General features: G+C 62.3%; 17 protein-coding genes and 1 tRNA gene. All 18 read right to left on the reverse strand.

Annotation, left to right across the window (positions count from 1 at the left end):
* A partial coding sequence (locus tag DXT59_RS12470) for a GTP-binding protein (protein WP_240324455.1) occupies positions 1-309 on the reverse strand: 309 nt, incomplete at its 3' end.
* A 44-nt stretch (positions 310-353) separates the two neighbouring features.
* Positions 354-2,456 (reverse strand): elongation factor G, encoded by a 2,103-nt coding sequence (fusA, locus tag DXT59_RS12475; RefSeq protein WP_116137214.1) that lies wholly within the window; start codon positions 2,454-2,456, stop codon positions 354-356.
* Between the two features lie 122 nt (positions 2,457-2,578).
* On the reverse strand, positions 2,579-3,049 hold the full coding sequence (rpsG, locus tag DXT59_RS12480) for a 30S ribosomal protein S7 (RefSeq protein WP_008343817.1): 471 nt from the start codon (positions 3,047-3,049) through the stop codon (positions 2,579-2,581).
* Between the two features lie 172 nt (positions 3,050-3,221).
* Entirely contained in the window at positions 3,222-3,602 is a 381-nt protein-coding gene (gene rpsL / locus DXT59_RS12485) for a 30S ribosomal protein S12 (RefSeq protein WP_102645290.1), read from the reverse strand.
* A 252-nt stretch (positions 3,603-3,854) separates the two neighbouring features.
* Positions 3,855-5,702 (reverse strand): DNA helicase RecQ, encoded by a 1,848-nt coding sequence (gene recQ, locus DXT59_RS12490; RefSeq protein ID WP_116137215.1) that lies wholly within the window; start codon positions 5,700-5,702, stop codon positions 3,855-3,857.
* Between the two features lie 149 nt (positions 5,703-5,851).
* Positions 5,852-8,734: a hypothetical protein gene (locus tag DXT59_RS12495; protein WP_162878059.1), complete on the reverse strand. Its 2,883-nt coding sequence runs from the start codon at positions 8,732-8,734 to the stop codon at positions 5,852-5,854.
* A 190-nt stretch (positions 8,735-8,924) separates the two neighbouring features.
* Complete coding sequence (locus tag DXT59_RS12505) at positions 8,925-9,836, reverse strand: bestrophin family protein (protein WP_116137218.1); 912 nt, start codon at positions 9,834-9,836, stop codon at positions 8,925-8,927.
* A 209-nt stretch (positions 9,837-10,045) separates the two neighbouring features.
* A complete protein-coding gene (locus DXT59_RS12510) occupies positions 10,046-12,346 on the reverse strand; it encodes a two-partner secretion domain-containing protein (RefSeq protein WP_116137219.1) in 2,301 nt (766 codons plus the stop codon).
* 330 nt (positions 12,347-12,676) lie between these two features.
* On the reverse strand, positions 12,677-16,933 hold the full coding sequence (gene rpoC / locus DXT59_RS12515) for a DNA-directed RNA polymerase subunit beta' (protein ID WP_116137220.1): 4,257 nt from the start codon (positions 16,931-16,933) through the stop codon (positions 12,677-12,679).
* Positions 16,934-16,954: 21 nt separating this feature from the next.
* Positions 16,955-21,061: a DNA-directed RNA polymerase subunit beta gene (rpoB, locus tag DXT59_RS12520; RefSeq protein ID WP_116137221.1), complete on the reverse strand. Its 4,107-nt coding sequence runs from the start codon at positions 21,059-21,061 to the stop codon at positions 16,955-16,957.
* Positions 21,062-21,444: 383 nt separating this feature from the next.
* Positions 21,445-21,822 carry a 50S ribosomal protein L7/L12 gene (rplL, locus tag DXT59_RS12525; RefSeq protein WP_116137222.1) on the reverse strand — a complete coding sequence of 126 codons (378 nt, stop codon included), beginning with the start codon at positions 21,820-21,822 and terminating at the stop codon, positions 21,445-21,447.
* Between the two features lie 78 nt (positions 21,823-21,900).
* Positions 21,901-22,398 (reverse strand): 50S ribosomal protein L10, encoded by a 498-nt coding sequence (gene rplJ, locus DXT59_RS12530; RefSeq protein ID WP_116137223.1) that lies wholly within the window; start codon positions 22,396-22,398, stop codon positions 21,901-21,903.
* Positions 22,399-22,713: 315 nt separating this feature from the next.
* The gene (gene rplA, locus DXT59_RS12535) at positions 22,714-23,415 is read right to left on the reverse strand and encodes a 50S ribosomal protein L1 (RefSeq protein ID WP_116137224.1); all 702 of its coding nucleotides are present in this window, start codon (positions 23,413-23,415) and stop codon (positions 22,714-22,716) included.
* Positions 23,416-23,847: a 50S ribosomal protein L11 gene (gene rplK, locus DXT59_RS12540; RefSeq protein WP_116137225.1), complete on the reverse strand. Its 432-nt coding sequence runs from the start codon at positions 23,845-23,847 to the stop codon at positions 23,416-23,418.
* A gap of 153 nt (positions 23,848-24,000) precedes the next feature.
* Entirely contained in the window at positions 24,001-24,558 is a 558-nt protein-coding gene (nusG, locus tag DXT59_RS12545; RefSeq protein WP_028208939.1) for a transcription termination/antitermination protein NusG, read from the reverse strand.
* A 1-nt stretch (position 24,559) separates the two neighbouring features.
* Positions 24,560-24,940, reverse strand: coding sequence for a preprotein translocase subunit SecE (secE, locus tag DXT59_RS12550; protein ID WP_116137226.1), 381 nt, complete (start codon positions 24,938-24,940; stop codon positions 24,560-24,562).
* 36 nt (positions 24,941-24,976) lie between these two features.
* Positions 24,977-25,052, reverse strand: a tRNA-Trp gene (locus DXT59_RS12555).
* A gap of 63 nt (positions 25,053-25,115) precedes the next feature.
* Positions 25,116-25,245, reverse strand: a 130-nt coding sequence (locus DXT59_RS12560) for an EF-Tu C-terminal domain-related protein (RefSeq protein WP_476718430.1), incomplete at its 5' end; no start/stop codon positions are given.

Genomic DNA, 25,245 nt, shown 5'->3' on the forward strand with positions numbered 1-25,245 from the left:
GATTGCGCCGTCCATCTGCGCCGCGCCCGTGATCATGTTCTTCACGTAGTCGGCGTGGCCCGGGCAGTCAACGTGTGCGTAGTGGCGATTGGCCGTTTCGTACTCGATGTGCGCCGTGTTGATCGTAATGCCACGCGCCTTTTCTTCCGGCGCCGCGTCGATTTCGTCGTACTTCTTCGCCTCGCCGCCGAACTTCGCCGACAACACCGTTGCGATAGCTGCCGTCAGCGTCGTCTTGCCGTGGTCAACGTGGCCGATCGTGCCGACGTTCACGTGCGGCTTAGTCCGTTCGAATTTACCTTTAGCCATGATTCTCTTCTTTCAAAAAGTAGTCGATGAAAAAGCCGGGTGGCTTACTTCGCCTTCGCGCTGATGATCGCGTCAGCGACATTGCGCGGCGCTTCGGCGTAATGCTTGAACTCCATCGTGTACGTCGCACGACCTTGCGTGAGCGAGCGCAGGGAAGTGGAGTAGCCGAACATTTCCGACAGCGGCACTTCGGCGCGAACGATCTTGCCGCCGCCGACCATGTCTTCCATGCCCTGGACGATACCGCGACGGCCCGACAAATCGCCCATCACGTTGCCCATGTAATCTTCCGGCGTCTCGACTTCCACTGCCATCATCGGTTCGAGGATGACGGGGCTCGCCTTGCGCATCGCTTCCTTGAAGGCCATCGAACCGGCCATCCGGAATGCGTTTTCGTTCGAGTCGACGTCGTGGTACGAACCGAACGTCAGGTGCACCTTTACGTCGACGACCGGGAAGCCCGCCAACACGCCGCTCTTGAGCGTGTCTTGGATACCCTTGTCGACCGCCGGGATGTATTCGCGGGGAATGACACCGCCCTTGATCTCGTCGAGGAACTCGTAGCCCTTGCCTTGCTCGTTCGGCTCCAGCGTGATGACCGCGTGACCGTACTGGCCGCGACCGCCCGACTGCTTGACGAACTTGCCTTCGACATCGGCGGCCGTCGCACGGATCGTTTCGCGATACGCCACTTGCGGCTTACCGACCGTGGCTTCCACGCCGAATTCGCGCTTCATCCGGTCGACGAGAATTTCAAGGTGCAGCTCGCCCATGCCCGAGATGATCGTCTGGCCCGATTCTTCGTCCGTTTGGACGCGGAACGACGGATCTTCCTGTGCGAGACGGTTCAGCGCCAGGCCCATCTTTTCCTGGTCGGCCTTCGTCTTCGGCTCGACGGCTTGCGAGATCACGGGTTCCGGGAACACCATGCGCTCGAGCACGATCGGGTTTTGCGGATCGCACAGCGTGTCGCCCGTCGTCGCTTCCTTCAGGCCCACGGCCGCCGCGATGTCGCCCGCGCGCACTTCCTTGATTTCTTCGCGCTGGTTCGCGTGCATCTGCAGAATCCGGCCCAGACGCTCCTTCTTGTCCTTCGTCGAGTTCAGGACCGTGTCGCCCGAATTGACGACGCCCGAATAGACGCGGAAGAAGATCAACTGACCGACGAACGGGTCCGTCATGATCTTGAACGCGAGCGCCGAGAACTTCTCGTCGTCGGCAGCCTTGCGCTCAGCAGCGTCGCCGTTTTCGAGTTCGCCCTTGACCGGGGGAATGTCCACCGGCGACGGCAAGAAGTCGATCACGGCGTCGAGCATACGCTGCACGCCCTTGTTCTTGAACGCGGTGCCGCACAGCATCGGTTGGATTTCGCAAGCGATCGTACGGTCGCGCAGCGCCTTGACGATTTCGTCTTCGGACAGCTCTTCGCCGCCGAGGTACTTTTCCATCAGCTCTTCGCTGGCTTCGGCAGCCGACTCGATCATCTTTTCGCGCCACTCGTTGCACGTATCGACGAGTTCAGCGGGGATATCGACGTAGTCGAACTTCGTGCCTTGCGATGCCTCGTCCCAAATGATCGCGCGCATCTTCAAGAGGTCGACGACGCCCTTGAAGTTTTCTTCGGAGCCGATCGGCACCACGACGGGCACCGGGTTGGCCTTCAGACGCGTCTTCAGTTGGTCGTAGACCTTGAAGAAGTTCGCGCCGGTACGGTCCATCTTGTTGACGAACGCGAGACGCGGCACCTTGTACTTGTTCGCTTGGCGCCACACCGTTTCCGACTGCGGCTGCACGCCGCCCACGGCGCAGTAGACCATGCACGCACCGTCGAGCACGCGCATCGAGCGCTCGACTTCGATCGTGAAGTCGACGTGGCCCGGGGTGTCGATGATGTTGATCCGGTGCTCCGGATAGTTGCCGCCCATGCCCTTCCAGAAGGCCGTCGTGGCAGCCGACGTGATGGTGATGCCGCGCTCTTGCTCTTGCTCCATCCAGTCCATCGTCGCGGCACCGTCGTGCACTTCGCCGATCTTGTGGTTCACGCCGGTATAGAACAGGATGCGCTCGGTCGTCGTCGTTTTGCCGGCGTCGATGTGAGCGCTAATACCGATGTTGCGGTAGCGCTCGATGGGTGTCTTACGAGCCACTTTGATCCTCTATTGGGATAGCACGAAGGTTTCGATTGTCTTCGCGCCCTAACACAAACGGGCGAGGCGCTCGATAAGCGCACCCGCCCGGAATTTTTTCCGCTACAGCCTTAAATCTGGGCTTAGAAACGGAAATGCGAGAACGCCTTGTTGGCTTCCGCCATCCGGTGCACTTCGTCGCGCTTCTTCATCGCGCCGCCGCGGCCTTCCGCGGCTTCTTGCAATTCACCGGCCAGACGCAGAGCCATCGACTTCTCGCTGCGCTTCTTCGCGGCCTCGCGCAACCAACGCATCGCCAATGCCATACGACGCGACGGACGCACTTCAACCGGAACTTGGTAGTTCGCCCCACCAACGCGGCGGCTCTTCACTTCCACCACCGGCTTGACGTTGTTGAGGGCCACCGTGAACACTTCCAGCGGGTCCTTGCCACCCTTGGTCTGGATCTGTTCGAAAGCGCCATAAACGATACGCTCGGCAACCGACTTCTTGCCCGAGAGCATCAGCACGTTCATGAACTTAGCTACATCAACGTTACCGAACTTCGGATCCGGCAACACTTCCCGCTTGGGAACTTCGCGACGACGCGGCATGTTTCTTCCTTTGACTTTTCAGTTGGAGCTCGATCGAAGAGCCCCGCGGTCACCAACTAACCCGATCCATCTTGACGACTAACCAGCTTGGCCGGGTGACCACTTACTCGACAGCACCGGCAATTCCGGCACCACCGCCTAAACAACCTGCACAGGCGAAAGAGCTGCCTGCTTACTTACCAGCCTTAGCGCGCTTCGCACCGTACTTCGAGCGAGCTTGCTTACGATCCTTGACGCCTTGCGTATCCAGCGAGCCGCGGACCATGTGGTAACGCACACCCGGCAAGTCCTTCACACGGCCGCCGCGAATCAGCACGACCGAGTGTTCCTGCAGGTTGTGGCCTTCACCACCGATGTACGAAATGACTTCGAAGCCGTTCGTCAGACGAACCTTGGCAACCTTACGGAGTGCCGAGTTAGGCTTCTTAGGCGTCGTCGTGTACACGCGCGTGCACACGCCACGACGCTGGGGGCAGTCCTGCAAGGCCGGGCTCTTGCTCTTCGCCGTTTCCGACGCGCGGCCTTTGCGAACCAGTTGATTGATGGTTGGCATTGTGTATTCCCGAAATTGATAAAAACGCCGCACCGCCAGCCGGGCAAAGCGGCCCGCGGTGGGTGTCAAGCCTCCCGTCCGACTTTCAGCGGGACTTAACCCACGCGTTCACGCGCGGATGCACCCCTGGCCGAAGAGCCAAGAACAGGAACCCGGCATGATATGGCAAAAACGTCAAGCGCGTCAATAGGTTGCGAGAATTGCAGAGGCCCGGCCGGCGGAAAGCGCGGGGGCCGGTCATCGACGCGCGCCTCAATCGGCCGCCACCACCTCGATCAACTCGTCGCCGAAGCGCTCGAGTTTGCGCGCACCGATACCGGGGATATGCCGCAAGTCGTCGATCGTATCGGGCGCCGAGCGCGCGATCTCGGCCAACGTGGCATCGTGAAAAATGACATAAGCCGGTACGCCGTCGCTCTTCGCGGTATCGGTGCGCCACGCGCGCAGCCGTTCCCAGCGCGCACGCTCGCGCGGCCCCATGCCAAGGGTCGGATCGGCTCGCTCACCGGTGCGCGACGATGCTTGACGGGAACGTGTGGGTTTCACGTACCGGCGCAACGTGACGGTTTGCTCACCCTTGAGCACCGGCTTGCTCGCTTCGGTCAACACGAACGCGCCGTAGCCGTCGTGGTCCACCGTCAGATAGCCGTACGCGACCAACTGCCGGAACACCCCGCGCCACTCGGGCTCCGAGAGGCTCGCGCCGATCCCGAACGTACTCAACGTATCGTGACCGCGCTCGCGCACTTTTTCGGTCTTGTTACCGCGCAAGATATCGATCAGGTGCCCGGCGCCGAAATGAAATCCGCTCGCGCGATGCGCGCGGAACACGCATGAGAGCGCCATCTGCGCCTCGCGTGTCGCATCCCACGTCTCGGGGGGCTCCAAGCAGGTATCGCAATTGCCGCAAGGCGTGCTCGCCTCGCCGAAATAGGACAGCAAACGTACGCGACGGCACGAGGCCGTTTCGCACAATCCGAGCAATGCATCGAGCTTGCCCGTCTGAACGCGCTTATGCGTTTCGTCGGCGTCCGATTCGTCGATCATCTTGCGCTGCTGAACGACGTCGCCGAGCCCGTACGCCATCCAGGCGTTCGCGGGCAAACCATCGCGCCCCGCACGCCCCGTCTCTTGGTAGTAGCCTTCGACGCTCTTAGGCAAATCGAGGTGAGCGACGAAGCGCACGTCCGGTTTGTCGATGCCCATGCCGAACGCGATCGTCGCGCAAATGACGACGCCCTCTTCGCGCTGGAAGATCTCCTGGTGGCGCTGACGCGTTTCGAAATCCATCCCGGCGTGATAGGGCAGCGCGCGCAAGCCCTGGGTCTTGAGCCAATCGGCCGTTTCCTCGACCTTGCGGCGAGAAAGGCAGTAGATGACGCCGGCATCGGTCGTGCCGTCGTCGTTCGTATGTTCCGCGCGGATGAAATCGAGCAACTGCGAACGCGCATTGTCCTTCTCGACGATCCGGTATCGGATGTTCGGGCGGTCGAAACTCGACACGAATACGCGCGCTTCGTCGAGCGCGAGCCGGTGCACGATCTCGTCGCGCGTGATCGCATCGGCCGTGGCCGTCAGCGCGATACGCGGCACCGTCGGAAAACGTTCGTGCAATACCGACAGTTGGATGTATTCCGGACGGAAATCGTGCCCCCACTGCGACACGCAGTGCGCCTCGTCGATCGCGTACAAGCCGATGGGCGCGCGCTCGAGCAAATCGAGGAAGCGCGGCGTCATCAAGCGCTCCGGCGCGACGTAGAGCAAATCCAGCTCGCCGTTGCGCAGCGCACGCTCCGTCGCCGCCGCCTCGGCGCCCGTCAGCGTCGAATTGAGATACGCGGCGCGCACGCCAAGCTCGGTCATCGCCGCGACTTGGTCTTGCATCAGCGCGATCAGCGGCGAAACGACGATGCCCGCGCCAAGTCCCGCCTCGCGCCGGACGAGCGAAGGAATTTGGTAGCACAGCGATTTACCGCCGCCCGTGGGCATCAGCACCAAGCAATCGCCGCCCGCGGCGACGTGCTCGACAATGTCGCGTTGCTGCCCTCTAAACGCAGGGTAGCCAAAAACTTCGTTGAGAATTTCTAGAGCACGCGACATGTAGGCGAGTTGAACGGCGAACGACGGACGGTCGCCATTCTACCAACGCCTGCCCGCCGCCGATGCCGTACGCAAGCGCGTTGGCCATTCGGCCGATGCCGCCGGACAACCGCGCAGCCAAGCTGCCGGCTGCGCGGCGAGCACTCGCATCAAACCATGTCCGGACCGCGCCGAGGCAATTCGAAGTTCTCCGTCTCGTTCCGGCGAGGGTCCTTCTTGGCCGTCGCCATCGCGCAAAAGAGCAGAAAAGCCATCAGGTAGAACGAGCCGATCGTGGACTCCGCGAATCCCGCGCCCCGCTCACCGATATGGGACACAGGAATCGAAGGGTTGATCGCATTGGTTCCGGCGTAGGTGCCGAAGAACGCCGCCGTTCGCAAGATCCCATCGTCGCGCATGGTCTTCCCGAGTGTCTTGAACGTCGGCGCCGCCGCGCCGAGCGTGAAATCGGGCAACGGTTCCTTCTTGAGCAAACTTTTGAGTCCGGTCTCGACGAACATATTGGCAACTTCTCCCATGTAGTTCGCCGTCACGTAGGAGGTCACCGCCCCGAGCCCCGGTAACACGGCCTCGGGCTTGCCTGTAATCGCATCCGTACCGTTGTTGCGCAGCGCGCTGACGTACCCGGCGCCCGATTCCCCGCCGAAGGTCTGCCACATGTTGATGACCGCCTGATTGGTGCCGTAAAGGAGCGTATTGGCCATTTGCACGACGGCCGGGTTGGCCGAGACTTTCGGGTTCGTGCCCAACGGCAGCACCGTGTTGACAAAATCGCGGCCGCCCGAATAGACGAAGGTCTTCACGAGGCTCGGCACAAGTTCCTTGAGGGACTTCGTGGCAAGGCCGAGCGCGAGCGAGCCCGCGAGCATCCCCAATACCCCTGCGCCGCCCGTCCGCGACAATGGGGTCGCGGCTCCCGCGCGTTCGTCATAGACCATCGACGCCGCCTGCGCGAGCATCAGGCTGGCGTATATCCCGGATGCTGCAAACGTCTTCGCTTCGTCGCTTAGATGGTTGTTTTCAATTAGATATTCGGCGAGCCCCCCCGCCACTTCGCGCAAGCCCGTGGCGAGCCCCACCGAAAGCAGGTGCTGCCCCGCGACTTTGCCGCCATTGAGCGCCCAGTTCGCCACCTTCGCGCGCAATTCGACTTGCTCCGCGGTTTCCTCCGGGCCGTGCGTCGAGTCGGGGCGCGCGGCGCGCTCGTTGCCGGCGGCGGCATCTGTCGATACCGGTTCGTTTTCGGTCTCGACGACGGGCCGGATCTCGTCGTCGGGCGTGCCCCCTGTGCCCGTCGGCCGATTAGTCGTAGTCGAGGCGCTCGCCTCAGGTTGCTCGCTTGGGTCACCTTCCGCAGTGGCCGAGGCTTTTTGCTTAGCCTTTTGCTTTGCGGCCTCCTCGGCAGCCTTGTCCTTGGCGTCCTGCACGGCCTTCCCGAGCGCCGCGCCAGCCGTCTTGAGTTGATCGCGCGCCGCTTCCGCGTCGGCCTCCGCCTTCTCCGCTTCCTTCTCCAACGTCCGGGCCTGCTCGCGCGCCTGCTTAGCGGTTGCGATCGCCTTTTGTTCGCCGGCTTTCGCCTTGTCGACTTTCTTATCGGCCTCGTCGGCAGCGCGGCCTAGCTTGCCCGCCTCGCCTCGGAGACCTTGCGCCGTCGTTTTGAGGTTCTTGGCCTCGTTACCCAGCTCGGTCGCTTTCCCGCGCAACTTCGCTGCCTCTTGCTCCAGTCCTTCGGCCTTCTCATGTAGACCATTCGCATGCTGACGGGCGTCCGCAGCCGCTTTTTTCAGGCTCTGCGCCTCGCCATGCAAACTTGCCGCGCTGTCCTGCTCCTTGCCCGCGGCCTCCGCGGCTTCCTTGGCTTTGCTCGCGGCCCGCTCGGCCGCGGCCTGGTCGAGACTCGCTTGGTGCTCCGCCTGTTGCGCCGGGGCGCGCATCGCTTCTCTCTGTTCGGCGGGGGCATTGTTTATCGCTTGACGGGCCTGCTGCGCCGTTTCTCGCGATGCCGAAGCCTTGGCAGCGGCCGCGTCGGCCTCATCTTTCAATCGCTCGGCATTCCCCTTGGCTTTATCCGCCACAGCCTGCTGCTGCTCGGCTTCGCGCGTCTTATCGGTGGCCTTGGCTTGCGCCGTATCGGCCTTCCGGCCGGCATCGTCTGCTTCCTTGCGCGCATCAGCAGCCTGCGTCTCGACCGCGGTCGCTTTGCCGTCCGCGGCCTCGGCTTCTTTGCTTTTCGCTTCGGCGTGGCCCTCGGCTGTCGTTGCCTTGTTGTCGGCATCGATGGCCGCGCGTCTAGCCGCGCCTGCACCCTTTTTAGCGTCTTCCAGGATCGCTTTCGCGGCATCCACGACGCCATCGGCCTTGTCGGCGCTCGTGCGCGCCTCTTCAGCCTCGGCCTTCTTCGCGCCTGCATGCACCGCAAGATCCACCGCAGTCTTCTGACGGTCTTCGTACTCCCGCTCCGCGGCATGCACACCTGGATCGTGAGCGTACTGGGCGACCTCGTCGATGGTGATTTGGGAGCCAGGCACTGGCTCCGACGCCGCGAGACTGGACAACGCGGTGGAAGCGACATCGAGTGAGGTCTGTATCCGCGCAATGTGCCCCTCGAGGCTGGACGGATTCGAAGTCCCTACGAAGCCGCGAAAGTCCCCGGCGAATCGTTGGACGGTCGCGTTCTCGTCATCGCTCAGTTGCGTGGTCGGCAGAATCTGGACCGGTAAATCGGTGCGGTTCGTACCGTCCGTGACAGTGGCCGACGACGACGCCTGGATGAGGGGCGCCGAGCTCGGCAAGGAGGCCGAGAGCGGCAAGGACGTCCTGCGCGTTTGGCTAGTGCTCGATTCCGGCGTCGGCGCCCGCGCGGAGAGATTGCCGAACTGAGCGGTGGACGCGACGGTCCGCGACTGACGGCCCTGCGCGGACGAACCCGTGACCGGCGAACCCGGTCGGCTGGGTTGGTTCGTCGTCGACGGTATTGGCAACTCGGGTGGGGTGTTGGCGCCGCTCGTGCGCACGCCGCTGATATCGCTCATAGTCTTACGCCTCCTTTCGGGCCGGAGATTGTCACCAGTAGGTTGGCGTCTATGATTGGCCACAAGCGTCGGCGCCCCCTGGGAATACCCGAAGCGGCGTATCGCAAAGCGAACGAGGTAAACGTGCCGACAGCGATCGACATACCGATGTCACCGGGTAGCGGCCGCGGTGGGCGAGGACGCCCGCATGCTAACGGAGCATGTAGTCCACCGGCTGGGGAACGGGCGGCAGGTCACGCCGGCCGAGCGTTTCGAGCAACGTCGCTTCGATGCCCTGACATAGCGCATCGAGCGGTAGGTCGTTCGGCTGAAGGCCGAAGGGATCTTCGATCTCCGCGCTCAACGCTTCGAGCGCGAAGAAGGTGTAGGCGACGAAGCCCACCACGACGGGCGTCATGGCGCCGACCGACCCCGCGAGCCCGAACGGCAGCAACAAGCAGTAGAGATAGACGGTGCGGTGAATCATCACTGCGTAGGTGAAGGGGATCGGCGTATTCGCGATGCGTTCGCAACCGCCTAACGCGTCGCACAGCCGGCTCATCGGCGCTTCCATGGCTTGGGCGAGCGGATCGGTCAGCGCCCCGCCTCGGCGCCGCTCGCGCAGCCACTCGCCCGCCATGACGAGCAGCATCGCCGGTACGTATCGAAGCTCCCTCAACCGCGCGCATTCCTCACGCGAAAGCAAGCGTTCCAGGTCCGCGCTCGGATCGGTGCCGCGCAACTGATGGTGCAGGGCATGGGCGAACGCGATCAGGCGCATGACGAAAACGGGCGCGTCCGCGTCGCTCTCGACGAGCGTCAGTGCTTGCCGTGCGAGCGTGCGCGTATCGTTGAGCACCGATCCCCATAGCACGCGCGCTTCCCAATACCGCGCATAACTCGTGTTGTTGCGAAACCCTAGAAAAATGGCAAGCGTCAGGCCGATCAGCGAGAACGGCACGAAGGTCAGATGAACCATGCCGACGACGATCGACGCTCGGAACGTCGTGACGACGGTCGCGAGCGCGATCGTCAGCAAAAGCTGCGGGAGGATGACGAGGATGACGGAACCGCGCACGACGAACATCATGCGCAGCCAGTTGGGATAAGGGCGAACGATCATTGCGAGCAAACCGATGAGCGAGGGGCATCGGCGCTCGCGGGAGCACTTCGCTGAGCGCTGCCGGCGCACGCGCCGCAAGCGGCGATGCGCCGACAGACGCAGTGTATGCCTTTATGCTCCCACGTATCCGCGGACTCGTGCCGGCCTCGTTCGAGCGGCACGCTGCGCGGCCCAACGCGGCCGCGGCATCCATCGTCTCGTGGCGAGCGCTACGGCGCCTGCCACCTGAGCACCGGGTGTTGGCCCGCCGCCGGCATCGTCCACGCACCGTTCGGGCCGAAATCCCATCCCGCGAAACTCCCCGGATTGCTCATCTGCGCTGTCGTGAGTCCGTTCGCGGCCGGCACGCCGCCACCGTCCGTGGCCAAACCCGTACTCTGCGCGTTCCAGTAGTCGCTCCCGCCACCGCCGCTGCCCGCGCCGATCAAACCACCCGCGCCGCCGCCCGGACCGAACCAGTACGAGCCGCCACCGCCGGACACCGCCCCGGTCGCGAACGACTGCGTAACGGTCCCGCTGCTGCTGCCGACGAGACCGCCGACATAGGCCCAGCCGCCCCCGCTCACCGTCCCCGTGGCGTACGATTGCTCGATGGTTCCGGCGTTGACGGCGACGAGGCCCCCGAGGTCCCCGCCGCCGGGTCCGCCGCTGAAGTCGGGCACGCCCGAGACCGACGTGGCGCTCCACGATTGCGCGATCGTTCCCGCGTTCAATCCGACGAGCCCGCCGATCGAGTAACCGGTGCCCGGACCAAAGTCGTTGAAAAAGAAGCGGCCGGTCGAATAGGCGCGCGCGATAAGTCCGTCGTTTTCGGTCGCGAGCGCGGCGAGATAGCACGAACTGCTATAGCAATGACCGACACCGCCGCCGCTGTTGGTGATGCCGACGTTGCGCACGACGCCCGCGGCGCCGATGACGCCGAACAATGCCCCGGCCCTGCCGAAGTAGGTTCCGCCGTCATCTACCGCGATCTGCACGCCGTCGATCGTATGGCCGAGGCCGTCGAATTGGCCCGTGAAAGGCGCGGCGCCGGCAAGCTGGTTGATATAGCCGCCGTTGAACGCGATGTCGCGGCCCAAGGCATAGTTGCCCGCGAGGTCCTGTGAGACGTTTTGCAAATCGGCCAACGAGTTGACGAGTTTGTAGGCGACGATCTGCTGCACGATCCCCTGCTCGGGCGCCGGCGCCCAGGCGGGGTTGCCGAGAAGCGTCCCGGCCGAATAGGCGCCGTTCATGTCGCGGTACAGATTGACGAGCCCCGTGCTCTTCGACCAATCGATCGTTCCACCGTTGACGACACCGCCGCCGTTATCGACCGCGGCCGCGTCCGCGCGCAGCGTAAGGGAGCCGGCGCCTTGATTGCCGATCGTTACGCCGCGCGCCACGCGCACATCGCGGTAGGCGCTGAGCGAGAGCGAAGCGGCTCCGGACCATGCAAGGTTCGCGGCCACGTCGATATCGCCCGTTACGCTCGTCGTTTGCACGGCGACGGACGTGCCGGCCGAGAGCGCCCGGGAAAACGCGCTGGCCGCATCCCCACCGAGGGTGAAAGCCGGCGTCGAGAGGTTCCATTGCCCCGCGCTTACCTGGGTCCCCGGCAAAGCAAAGCGAATCGTTCGTGCGGCGGTATCGACGGTCCCACCGGTGCCGTCGGCGTTTTTCGCGGCGACGTTGCCGATCGACGAGACCGTCCCGCTATCCGCAACGAGCCAGACGTGACCGTCTCGCATCGCGGTTCCCGTGGCACGGATGGCTTCATGGTTGCCCGAGAGCGCGAAGATATTGCCGTCGGCCGCCTGCAAACTCGCTTGAGCGGCGACAATCTGCCCCGTGTTCGCGACTCGGCCGCCGCTGCCGGCCTGGACGAAGACTTGGCGCCCCGTGGTGGAATCGAGCAACAGGACGCTTTTGCCGGCCGCGAGTTCCGCCGTCCCCTGCGGCGCGCTGATGCTACCGAGATTTTCGACCGCACCCTGCGCGATCAGAAACACGTCGCCGTTCGTCGACCCGATCTTGCCGAAGTTCACCACCGAGCCGCTGCGCTTGCCTGTCAGCGTGAGCGATCCGCCCGCCATGAACGCGGCGTTATCGACATCGAGCGTCGATGCAACGAAACGCCCCCCCGTCGTGACGGTACCGCTCGGTCCGACCACGATCCCCTGCGGGTTGATCAGATAAACGGTACCGGTGGCGGTGAGCGCCCCCATGATCGTCGACACAGCGCCTGCCGCGACGCGATTCAACGTTGCACCGGCCCCGTTAGTGAATGCGACGCGATAACCATTGCCGATGGAAAAACTATTCCAATCGACGATACCGCGATCGGACGTTTGGTTAATCGTTAATGAATTTCCATTATTGGAGATCGATCCGCTCCCAGCGACGAATTTGCCGCCCGATGGAAGAGGTCCCGCATAGGAAAGCGATGAAGCACTCGAAAGCGCCGCGACTGCAACGCCCACGCACACTGCGCTGAGCTTGGGCCTAAGCACGCCCGGCTCGATAATCATCCGTCTCACGATGCCTCCCGATTTTCGCTCTGTATTGGAATCGGTAACTCTCGACCCTTCGTTAAAAATCGATCCGAAATCGGGTAATTTTTAGGTCGACGCCATTGTCTGGTTGATGGCCATCGCGATTATCCGTTCAAATCGTTTTCTTCTGCGACGGGTCGATTCGGACAGGTATTCGTACTTTTCGGCCAACCGAGAGGAGCATCACGAGCGAGCGTTCGCGTCGCGCGATGTGGGGGCAAAAAAAAACCGCCCGGTAAAGACCGGGCGGTTTTGGCGCCAAGGGCGCGGGCGGAGGAACGAGCGGCGCGATGCGCCGCCCGCTCCTTATTCCGCCGGGTGTTGCTGATGCGGTTCGTCTGCCGGCGTTTCGGCGGCCGAGCTCGGGGTGCCGAACTCGAACGCCTCTTCCGCGGCGATCTGGTCGAAACGCTCGCGATCCGACGATTCCTTCGCCTTGCGTGCCTTGTGGAACGCGAGACCCGTACCGGCCGGGATCAAACGGCCGACGATCACGTTTTCCTTCAGACCGCGCAGGTCGTCGCGCTTGCCCATGATGGCCGCCTCGGTCAGCACGCGCGTCGTTTCCTGGAACGATGCAGCCGAGATGAACGAATCGGTCGACAGCGACGCCTTCGTGATACCAAGCAGCACGTTCTCGTACGTGGCCGGACGCTTGTCTTCCGCGATCATCCGATCGTTCTCGTCGAGCATGTCCGACCGCTCGACTTGTTCGCCCGGGATGAAACGCGTATCGCCGTTATCGACGATCTGCACGCGGCGCAGCATCTGACGCACGATGACTTCGATGTGCTTGTCGTTGATCTTCACGCCTTGCAGACGGTACACGTCCTGCACTTCGTCGACGATGTAGCGCGACAGCGCCTCGATACCCTGCAAGCGCAGGATGTCGTGCGGATCGGCCGGACCGTCCACGATCATTTCGCCCTTGTTGACGACCTGACCGTCGTGGACGAGCACCTGCTTTTCCTTCGCGATCAGGAACTCGTGCTGGTTGCCCTCGAGATCCGTGATGACGAGACGCTGCTTGCCCTTCGTGTCCTTACCGAACGACGTCGTACCCGTGACTTCCGCGAGAATGCCGGCATCCTTCGGCGAACGCGCTTCGAACAGTTCGGCCACCCGCGGCAGACCGCCGGTAATGTCGCGCGTCTTCTGCGCTTCGGTCGGGATACGTGCGAGCACTTCACCGACTTGCACTTGCTGACCGTCCTTCACCGTGATCAGCGCGCCCACTTGGAAGCCGATCTGCACCGAGTGTTCGGTACCGGGGATCTTCACTTCCTCGCCGTTCGCGTCGAGCAGCTTCACCTGCGGACGAACGCTCTTCGCCGCTTGCGAACCGCGGCGCTTCACGTCGATCACGACGAGCGTCGAGAGGCCCGTCACGTCGTCGATCTGCTTGGCAACCGTCACGCCTTCTTCGACGTTTTCGAACTTCACCGTACCGCCGTACTCGGTGATGATCGGACGCGTCAGCGGATCCCACGTGGCCAGTTGCGTGCCCGCCTTGATCTGCGCGCCGTCGAGTTGCAGCAGCGTCGCGCCGTAAGGCACCTTGTGACGCTCGCGCTCACGGCCGTGATCGTCGGTGATCATCGCCTCGCCCGAACGCGAGATGACGATCTGCTCGCCCTTCGCATTCGTGACGTAGCGCATCGTCGACGTGAAGCGCACCGTACCGTTGCTCTTCGCTTCGACCGACGAAGCCACCGCCGCACGCGACGCCGCACCACCGATGTGGAACGTACGCATCGTGAGCTGCGTGCCCGGTTCGCCGATCGACTGCGCCGCGATCACGCCGACCGCTTCGCCGACGTTCACGAGCGAGCCACGGCCCAGGTCGCGGCCATAGCAGGCCGCGCACAAACCGTAACGCGTTTCGCAAGTGAGCGGCGTACGCACGCGCACTTCGTCGATGCCGAGGCGTTCGATTTCGTCGACGGCCACTTCGTCGAGCAGCGTGCCCGCTTCGTACAGCGTCTCTTGCGACTCGGGATTGACGACGTCGGCCACGGCCACGCGGCCGAGAATCCGGTCGCGCAGCGCTTCGACGACTTCACCGCCTTCGACGAGCGCCTTCATCGCCACGCCGTTGCTCGTACCGCAATCGTCCTCGGTCACGACCAAGTCTTGCGTCACGTCCACGAGACGACGGGTCAGGTAACCCGAGTTCGCCGTCTTCAGTGCCGTATCGGCCAGACCCTTACGCGCGCCGTGGGTCGAGATGAAGTACTGCAACACGTTCAGGCCTTCGCGGAAGTTCGCCGTAATCGGCGTCTCGATGATCGAGCCGTCCGGCTTGGCCATCAGGCCCCGCATACCGGCGAGCTGACGAATCTGAACCGCGGAACCCCGTGCGCCCGAGTCGGCCATCATGTAGATGGAGTTGAACGACTCTTGACGCACTTCTTTGCCGTCGCGATCGATGACGGGCTCGGTCGAGAGCTGTTCCATCATCGCCTTGCCGACCGCTTCCGACGTTGCCGACCAAATGTCGACCACGTTGTTGTAGCGCTCCTGCGCGGTGACGAGACCCGACATGTACTGACGGTCGTACTCCTTCACCTTCTTCGCGGCGTCGCCGACGATCTCTTCCTTCTGCGTCGGCACGAGCATGTCGTCCACGCAGATCGAGATGCCGGCCCGCGTTGCGAGGCGGAAACCCGATTGCATCAGTTGGTCGGCGAACACCACCGTCGCGCGCAGACCGCACTTGCGGAACGACGTATTGATCAGGCGCGAGATTTCCTTCTTCTTCAGCGGCTTGTTCAGCACCGAGAACGGCAGCCCCGGCGGCAGAATTTCCGACAGAATCGCGCGGCCGACCGTGGTCGCGTAGAGCGAGATCTTCGGCACGAACTGCGGCGCGCCTTCGGACTTGTCCTCGTTCGCCACCATTTCGGTGATCCGCACGTTCACGCGCGAAGCGAGCTCGACTTCCTTGTTCTCGTACGCACGCAGCACTTCGGACACGCCGGTGAACGACAGGCCTTCGCCCTTGCCGTTGACCGCTTCGCGCGTCGCGTAGTACAGGCCCAGCACGATATCCTGCGACGGCACGATCGACGGATCGCCGTTGGCCGGGAACAGGATGTTGTTCGAGGCGAGCATGAGCGTGCGCGCTTCCATCTGCGCCTCGAGCGACAGCGGCACGTGCACGGCCATCTGGTCACCGTCGAAGTCGGCGTTGAACGCCGCGCAAACGAGCGGGTGGAGCTGGATCGCCTTACCTTCGATCAGCACGGGCTCGAACGCTTGAATCCCGAGACGGTGCAGCGTCGGCGCGCGGTTCAGCATGACCGGATGTTCGCGGATCACCTCTTCGAGGATATCCCACACCACCGCGGTTTGGTTCTCGACTTCCTTCTTCGCCGCCTTGATGGTCGTCGCAACGCCCATCACTTCCAGCTTGTTGAAGATGAACGGCTTGAACAGCTCGAGCGCCATCAGCTTGGGCAGACCGCACTGATGCAGCTTCAGCGTGGGGCCCACCACGATGACCGAACGGCCCGAGTAGTCGACGCGCTTACCGAGCAAGTTCTGACGGAAGCGGCCGCCCTTACCCTTGATCATGTCGGCGAGCGACTTCAGCGGACGCTTGTTGGCGCCCGTCATCGCCTTACCGCGACGGCCGTTGTCGAGCAGCGAATCGACAGCCTCTTGCAGCATCCGCTTTTCGTTGCGGACGATGATTTCCGGGGCCTTCAGCTCGAGCAGACGCTTCAACCGGTTGTTACGGTTGATCACGCGGCGATACAGGTCGTTCAGATCCGACGTGGCGAAACGGCCGCCATCGAGCGGCACGAGCGGGCGCAGTTCCGGCGGCAGCACCGGCAGCACTTCGAGCACCATCCATTCGGGCTTGATGCCCGAACGCTGGAAGGCCTCGAGCACTTTCAGGCGCTTCGCGTACTTCTTGATCTTCGCTTCCGAACCGGTGTTCTTCAGTTCGGTGCGAAGCTGCTCGACTTGCTCGTCGATGTTGATCGCGCGCAGCAGTTCGCGCACCCCTTCCGCGCCCATCTCGGCGCGGAATTCATCACCGTACTCTTCGACCTTGTTGTAGTAATCCTCTTCCGTCATGATCTGACGCGCCTTCAGCGGCGTCATACCCGGATCGATCACCACGTACGCTTCGAAATACAGCACGCGCTCGATGTCGCGCAGCGTCATGTCGAGCACCATGCCCAGACGCGACGGCAGCGACTTCAAGAACCAAATGTGCGCGACGGGCGATGCGAGCTCGATGTGGCCCATGCGCTCGCGACGCACCTTGGCGAGCGTCACTTCGACGCCGCACTTCTCGCAGATCACGCCGCGATGCTTCAGGCGCTTGTACTTGCCGCACAAGCATTCGTAGTCTTTGATCGGCCCGAAAATCTTCGCGCAGAACAAGCCGTCACGCTCGGGCTTGAACGTACGATAGTTGATCGTTTCGGGCTTCTTGACTTCACCGAACGACCACGAACGGATCTTGTCGGGCGAGGCCAGACCGATCTTGATCGCGTCGAAAACTTCTTCTTGTTGGACTTGCTTGAATAGATCGAGCAGAGCTTTCATTGCCTTCTCTCCGTAGTCCGATTAGTTGCGGTCGAGGTCGATGTCGATGCCGAGCGAGCGGATTTCCTTCACCAGCACGTTGAAGGATTCCGGCATGCCCGCGTCGATCACGTGGTCGCCCTTGACGAGGTTTTCATACACCTTCGTCCGGCCCGTCACGTCATCGGACTTCACCGTCAACATTTCCTGCAGCACATACGAAGCGCCATACGCCTCGAGCGCCCACACTTCCATTTCACCGAAGCGCTGACCACCGAATTGCGCCTTGCCACCCAGCGGCTGCTGCGTGACGAGCGAGTACGGACCCGTCGAACGCGCATGCATCTTGTCGTCCACCAAGTGGTGCAGCTTCAGGTAGTGCATGTAGCCCACGGTGACCGTACGCTCGAATGCTTCACCCGTGCGGCCGTCGTACAGACGCACCTGATTCTTCGACTTCGTCATGCCGAGGTTTTCCGCGATCTCGTCCGGGAAGGCGAGGTCGAGCATCTTCGACATTTCTTCTTCCGTGGCACCGTCGAACACCGGCGTCGCGAACGGCACGCCTTCGCGCAGGTTCTTCGCCAGTTCGATGATGTCGTCGTCCGAGAAGCTCTCCAGCTCTTCGGCACGGCCCGACTCGTTGTACAGCTTCGTCAGGAACGCACGCAGTTCCTCGACCTTGGCCTGACGCTGCAGCATTTCGCCGATGCGCCAGCCGAGACCCTTCGCGGCCCAGCCGAGGTGCACTTCGAGCACCTGACCCACGTTCATCCGCGACGGCACGCCGAGCGGATTCAGCACGACGTCGGCCGGACGGCCGTCGGCCATGTACGGCATGTCTTCGATCGGAACGATCTTCGACACGACACCCTTGTTACCGTGACGGCCGGCCATCTTGTCGCCAGGCTGCAGACGGCGCTTGACGGCCAGATACACCTTGACCATCTTCAGCACGCCCGGGGGCAGCTCGTCGCCTTGCGTGAGCTTCTTGCGCTTTTCCTCGAAGGCCAAGTCGAATTGGTGACGCTTCTCTTCGATCGAGTTCTTGATCGCTTCGAGTTGAGCGGCAGCCTCCTCGTCGGCCAGACGAATATCGAACCAGTGGTAGTGGTCGAGATCCGACAGGTACGCCTGATCGATCTTCGTGCCCTTCGCGAGCTTCTTCGGACCGCCGTTCGCGACCTTGCCGTCGAGCATGCGCGCCAAACGCTGGAATGCATCGCCTTCGACGATACGCAACTGGTCGTTCAAGTCGAGGCGGTAGCGCTTCAGTTCATCGTCGATGATCTGTTGCGCGCGCTTGTCGCGCTGGATGCCTTCGCGCGTGAACACTTGCACGTCGATGACCGTGCCGCTCATGCCCGAGGGCACGCGCAGCGACGTGTCCTTCACGTCGGACGCCTTCTCGCCGAAGATCGCGCGCAGCAGCTTTTCTTCCGGCGTCAGTTGCGTTTCGCCCTTCGGCGTGACCTTCCCGACGAGCACGTCGCCCGCTTCGACTTCGGCGCCGATGTAGACGATGCCCGATTCGTCGAGACGGCCCAACTGGACTTCAGCCAGGTTCGAGATGTCGCGCGTGATTTCCTCGGGTCCGAGCTTCGTGTCGCGAGCGACCACGTTGAGCTCTTCGATGTGGATCGACGTGTAGCGATCGTCGGCCACGACCTTCTCGGAGATCAAGATCGAGTCTTCGAAGTTGTAGCCGTTCCACGGCATGAACGCGACGAGCATGTTCTGGCCGAGCGCGAGCTCGCCCAGGTCGGTCGAAGCGCCGTCCGCGAGGACGTCGCCGCGCGACACCATATCGCCGACCTTCACGATCGGGCGCTGGTTGATGTTCGTGTTCTGGTTCGAGCGCGTGTACTTGATCAGGTTGTAGATGTCCACGCCGACTTCACCGGCCACCGCTTCGTCATCGTTCACGCGAATGACGATACGGCCCGCGTCGACGTAATCGACCACACCGCCGCGCAGCGCTTGCACCGTGGTGCCCGAGTCGACGGCCACCGTACGCTCGATGCCCGTCCCGACGACCGGCTTTTCCGGACGCAGACACGGCACGGCCTGACGCTGCATGTTCGAACCCATCAATGCGCGGTTCGCATCGTCGTGCTCGAGGAACGGAATCAGCGAGGCTGCGACCGAGACGATCTGCGACGGCGCCACGTCCATGTACTGGATGCGGTCCGGCGTGACCATCAGCGTTTCGCCGGCTTCACGCGCCGAGACGAGTTCGTCGGTCAGCGTGCCGTCTTCGGCCACGGCCGCGTTCGCCTGCGCGATCACGTAACGGCCTTCCTCGATCGCCGACAGGTAATCGATCTGGTCCGTCACCTTGCTGTCCACGACCTTGCGGTACGGCGTCTCGAGGAACCCGTACTCGTTCAGGTGCGCGTAAAGCGCGAGCGAGTTGATCAGACCGATGTTCGGACCTTCCGGCGTTTCGATCGGGCACACGCGGCCATAGTGGGTCGGGTGCACGTCACGCACTTCGAAGCCTGCGCGTTCACGCGTCAAACCGCCCGGGCCCAATGCGGAAACACGGCGCTTGTGCGTGATTTCCGAGAGCGGGTTGGTTTGGTCCATGAACTGCGACAATTGCGACGAGCCGAAGAACTCGCGAATCGCCGACGAAATCGGCTTCGAGTTGATCAGGTCGTGCGGCATCAGGTTTTCGCTTTCGGCTTGGCCGAGGCGTTCCTTCACCGCGCGCTCGACGCGCACGAGACCGGCGCGGAATTGGTTTTCCGCGAGTTCGCCGACGCAACGCACGCGACGATTGCCGAGGTGGTCGATATCGTCCACTTCGCCCTTACCGTTGCGCAGCTCGACGAGGATCTTGATCGTGGCCAAGATGTCGTCGTCTTGCAGCGTCATCGGGCCCGTGATCTCGTCACGGCCGACGCGGCGGTTGAACTTCATGCGGCCGACCTTCGAGAGGTCGTACGCGTCTTCGCTGTAGAACAGACGATTGAACAGGGCCTCGACCGCTTCCTCGGTCGGCGGCTCGCCCGGACGCATCATGCGATAGATCGCGATACGCGCGGCCGTTTTATCCGTGGTTTCGTCGATACGCAGCGTCGAGGAGATGTACGGGCCCTGGTCCAGATCGTTCGTGTAGAGCGTCTGGATGTCCTTGACCTTCGCCTCGCGCAGCTTTTCGAGCGTGCTTTCGGTGATTTCGTCGTTCGCGTTCGCGATGACTTCGCCCGTCTCGCCGTCGATCACGTTCTTCGCGAGCACGCGGCCGAGCAGATAGTCTTCGGGGACCGAGATGAACTTCGTCTTCGCGTTTTCGAGGTCGCGAATGTGCTTCGCGTTGATCCGCTTGTCCTTTTGGACGATGACGTTGCCGTCGCGATCGGTAATGTCGAAGCGCGCGACTTCGCCGCGCAGACGCTCGGGGACGAACTCCATCTGCGCGCCTTCACCCATCAGCGTGAAGTTATCGAAGACGAAGAAGTTCGCGAGGATCTGTTCGGGCGACAGGCCGATGGCCTTCAGCAGGATCGTCACCGGCATCTTGCGGCGGCGGTCGACGCGGAAGTACAGAATGTCCTTCGGGTCGAACTCGAAGTCGAGCCACGAGCCGCGGTACGGAATGATCCGTGCCGAGAACAGCAGCTTGCCCGAGCTGTGCGTCTTGCCCTTGTCGTGTTCGAAGAACACGCCCGGCGAACGGTGCAACTGCGAAACGATGACACGCTCGGTGCCGTTGATGACGAACGAGCCCGTCGGCGTCATGAGCGGAATTTCGCCCATGTACACTTCCTGCTCCTTCACTTCCTTGACGACGGGCTTGCTCGGCGACTCTTTATCGAGCAGCACCAGACGCACCTTCGCGCGCAAGGCCGAGCAATACGTGAGACCGCGCTGCTGGCATTCCTTGATGTTGAAGGCCGGCGGCGACAACGCGTAGCTCACGAACTCGAGGCGAGCGAAACCGTTGTGCGAGACGATCGGGAAAACGGACGTGAACGCGGCCTGCAAACCCTCGGGTTTGCGAGCATTCGCGAGCACATCGGCTTGCAGAAACGTGCTGAATGATTCAAGCTGGGTGGCCAGCAGGAAAGGTACTTGGTGAACGATGGGGCGCTTCGCAAAACTCTTACGAATGCGCTTCTTCTCGGTGAAGGAATATTGCATACGATCTCCGAATCACGGCGGGCATGTTGTCGAGGCTATAGTCGCCAGGTGAGACAACCCGAGTGTTCACCGACTGAGACCCGATGGCCGTCCTGAGGCTTGAACGAGCCTAGAAGCTTGGTGGTTGGCCGCTACCAACCGCTGGCTGACGGCAGCGGATGCCTATGTTGCCCGCTGCCCGACCAAACTTGCCTTCTGCAGTCGCTTCAGAAGACAAAGAGAAGTGCCGGTCGACGTACGCCCGCGGGCGCGCGAAAGGCAATTTTCTTTGGCCTCTGGGGGCTATGCGCCACCGGGACGAACCCCAGCAAAACATAGTCCCCACAAAGCACAAAAAGGCCGGCGGTGCAAAAACCGCCAGCCTTCGCACAACGCGAGGGGCCTTACTTGATTTCGGCCTTCGCGCCGGCTTCTTCCAGCTTCTTCTTGGCTTCTTCGGCAGCAGCCTTGGGCACCGCTTCCTTCACGGGCTTCGGTGCACCGTCGACCAGGTCCTTCGCTTCCTTCAGGCCCAGGCCCGTCAGTTCGCGAACAGCCTTAATCACGGAAACCTTGTTGGCGCCGGCTTCAGCCAGGATCACCGTGAATTCCGTTTGCTCTTCAGCAGCAGCAGCGCCGCCGCCGGCACCAGCGGGGCCTGCCACTGCGACAGCAGCAGCCGACACGCCAAACTTCTCTTCGAACGCCTTGACCAGTTCGTTCAGTTCCAGAACCGACATCGAGCCAACGGCTTCGAGGATGTCTTCTTTTGCGATTGCCATGTGAAATACTCCTAAATTGAATTCGGATGCAGCCAGCGATCAGTTACGCTCGGCTGAGGTGCGCCATGCGCCGCCCGTTTAGGCGGCTTCGCCCTGCTTCTTCTCGGCGAGCGCAGCGAGTGCGCGCGCAAAGCCCGAAACAGGCGCTTGCATGACGAACAACAGCTTGGACAGAAGCTCTTCCCGGCTCGGGATGCTGGCCAGCGCTTGCACGCCTGCCTTATCCATCACCTTGCCTTCGTACGAGCCGGCCTTGATGATCAACTTGTCATTGCTCTTGCCGAAGTCGTTGACGACCTTGGCAGCGGCAATAGCATCTTCAGAGATGCCGTAGATCAGAGGACCGGTCATCTGCTCGGCCAACGGAGCAAACGGGGTACCCTCGACGGCGCGACGCGCCAACGTGTTCTTCAACACGCGCAGATACACCTTCTGCTCACGCGCTTTCGCGCGCAGCTTCGTCAGATCGCCAACCGCGATTCCACGATACTCGGCCAGCACGATGGTCTGAGCCTTCGCGACTTGCGCGGAAACCTCAGCCACGACGGCCTGCTTATCTTCTTTGTTCAGTGGCACGGTTAACCTCCAGATTCGGTGCGCCGGGCTTGTGCCCGTTACACCGCGTTCAACAACGGCGTCCGAGGGTTAGGAGTATTTCACCCGCCGGCTTCACGCATCGCTGCGTGGGGCCCACGGGCTCCATCACTGCAAAACTTATTCGGGTTCGCCATCTGCGTTGGCTGATATTAAGGAGACGCCTGCCTGCTGCATCCCCGCCAACGGTCTTTGACAACCGGCCGTGCAAAGCGAAACGACTTGCTTCCCACGACCGCCCAAAGCCCTTAAATACCGCGCCGGCAGGCAACCGCCGTACCGGACGCGATCGATTCCTTACTGTTGCGCGGCCAGCGTGCCTTGATCGACGCGCACCCCGACGCCCATCGTGCTCGACAGTGCGATCTTGCGCAGGTACACGCCCTTGCTCGTGGCGGGCTTGGCCTTTTGCAGCGCTTCGACGAGAGCCGACAGGTTCGAACGCAGCGCAGCCGGTTCGAACGAAGCGCGGCCGATCGTGGCGTGGATGATACCGGCCTTGTCGACGCGGAACTGGACCTGACCGGCCTTGGCGTTCTTCACTGCCGTGGCGACGTCGGGCGTGACCGTACCGACCTTCGGGTTCGGCATCAGGCCGCGCGGGCCGAGGATCTGACCCAGCGTACCGACGACGCGCATCGTGTCCGGCGAAGCGATCACGACGTCGAAGTTCAGGTTGCCGCCCTTGATTTGCTCGGCGAGATCTTCCATACCGACGATCTCGGCGCCGGCAGCACGCGCTTGCTCGGCCTTTTCGCCTTGCGCGAACACGGCGACGCGAACCGACTTACCGGTACCGGCCGGCAGCACGACGGAGCCGCGCACCACTTGATCCGACTTCTTGGCGTCGATGCCGAGTTGAACGGCAACGTCGATGGACTCGTCGAACTTCGCCGTGGCGCATTCCTTCACGAGCGACAGCGCTTCGTCGATCGGGTACAGCTTTTGGCGATCGACCTTGTTCGCGAATGCTTGCAGACGCTTGGAAACCTTAGCCATTTACACGCCCTCCACGGTGATGCCCATCGAGCGGGCGCTGCCAGCGATCGTGCGAACCGCGGCGTCCAAATCGGCGGCCGTGAGGTCAGGCATCTTCGTCTTGGCGATGTCCTCGGCTTGCGCGCGCGTGATCTTGCCGACCTTGTCGGTGTGCGGCTTGCTCGAACCCTTGTCGATCTTCGCAGCCTTCTTGATCAGCACGGTGGCCGGAGGCGTCTTAAGGATGAACGTGAAGCTCTTGTCGGCAAAAGCCGTGATCACGACGGGAACGGGCAGACCCGGTTCCATCGCTTGAGTCTGCGCGTTGAACGCCTTGCAGAACTCCATGATGTTCAGGCCGCGCTGGCCCAGTGCCGGACCAACCGGCGGCGACGGATTGGCTTTACCTGCAGGGATCTGCAGCTTGATAAAGCCGATGATTTTCTTTGCCATGTCGAAAACCTCGTTGGAACGCGTGAGCGTTCGATGAGTAGTAGCGCGTGCTCACCGCGATTGCTCGCGATTACTGACGCTCCTCAACGGCCATAACGCGGACCGTAAGCGCGAAAACGGACCGCCCGCTACCGGGCGACCCGTTGGAATGATTTACAGCTTCTCGACCTGTCCGAATTCCAGCTCGACAGGCGTGGCGCGGCCGAAGATCGTGACCGAGACGCGCACGCGCGACTTTTCGTAGTTCACTTCCTCGACGCTGCCATTGAAGTCCGTGAACGGACCTTCCTTGACGCGGACCATCTCGCCCACTTCGAACAGCGTCTTCGGCCGCGGCTTCTCGACGCCTTCTTGCATCTGCGACATGATCTTTTCGACTTCCCGCGGGGAAATCGGGCTCGGGCGGTTGCGTGCGCCGCCGACGAAGCCGGTAACCTTCGCCGTGTTCTTGACGAGGTGCCATGTTTCGTCGGTCATTTCCATCTCGACGAGAACGTAGCCCGGGAAGAAACGGCGCTCCGTCACCGATTTGTGACCGCCTTTGACTTCCACTACTTCTTCTGTCGGCACGAGAATCTGACCGAACTTGTCTTGCATGCCGGCGCGCTCGATACGCTCTTGAAGCGCTCGCTGCACGCTCTTCTCCATGCCGGAGTACGCATGCACGACATACCAACGTTTACCGCTCGGAGATGCCGGAGTATCGCTCATATCATTTCCAACCCAGAATCGCCGAGAAAATGACCCATTCGATGGATTTATCGCTGATCCACAGCAGCACCGCCATCACCAGCACAAAGCCGAAGACTACGAGCGTGGTTTGCGTTGCTTCCTTGCGAGTCGGCCAAACAACTTTGCGGACTTCCTTGTAGGAGTCCTTGGCGAAAGCGATAAAGCTCTTACCGGGGGAGGAGAGGAGACCAACCACTACACCGGCCACGACACCGACAACGAGCGCCGCGCCGCGAACATACCATTCCTGGCCGCTCAGCCAGAAGAAACCCACGAACCCGGCCAAGACCAGCAGTACACCCGCGATTACCATCAACTTGTCGCTGGAAGTATCCACAGCTTCGACGGAAGGATTCGCCATAACACCCTAACGCGCGCCTGCTTCGGCGCAGAATTTTGGCAGGGGCAGAGGGAATCGAACCCCCAACCTTCGGTTTTGGAGACCGACGCTCTGCCAGTTGAGCTATACCCCTAAACCATTTGGGGTTGACCCTACAGCCAACCCCGAAACCACTGATCAACGAGAACTAGCTGGCTTACTCGATGATCTTCGCAACGACACCTGCGCCGACGGTACGACCGCCTTCGCGGATGGCGAAGCGCAGACCTTCTTCCATGGCGATCGGGGCGATCAGCTTCACCGTGATGGCGACGTTGTCACCCGGC

The sequence above is a fragment of the Trinickia diaoshuihuensis genome (assembly GCF_003390925.1).
Lineage (GTDB): Bacteria > Pseudomonadota > Gammaproteobacteria > Burkholderiales > Burkholderiaceae > Trinickia > Trinickia diaoshuihuensis.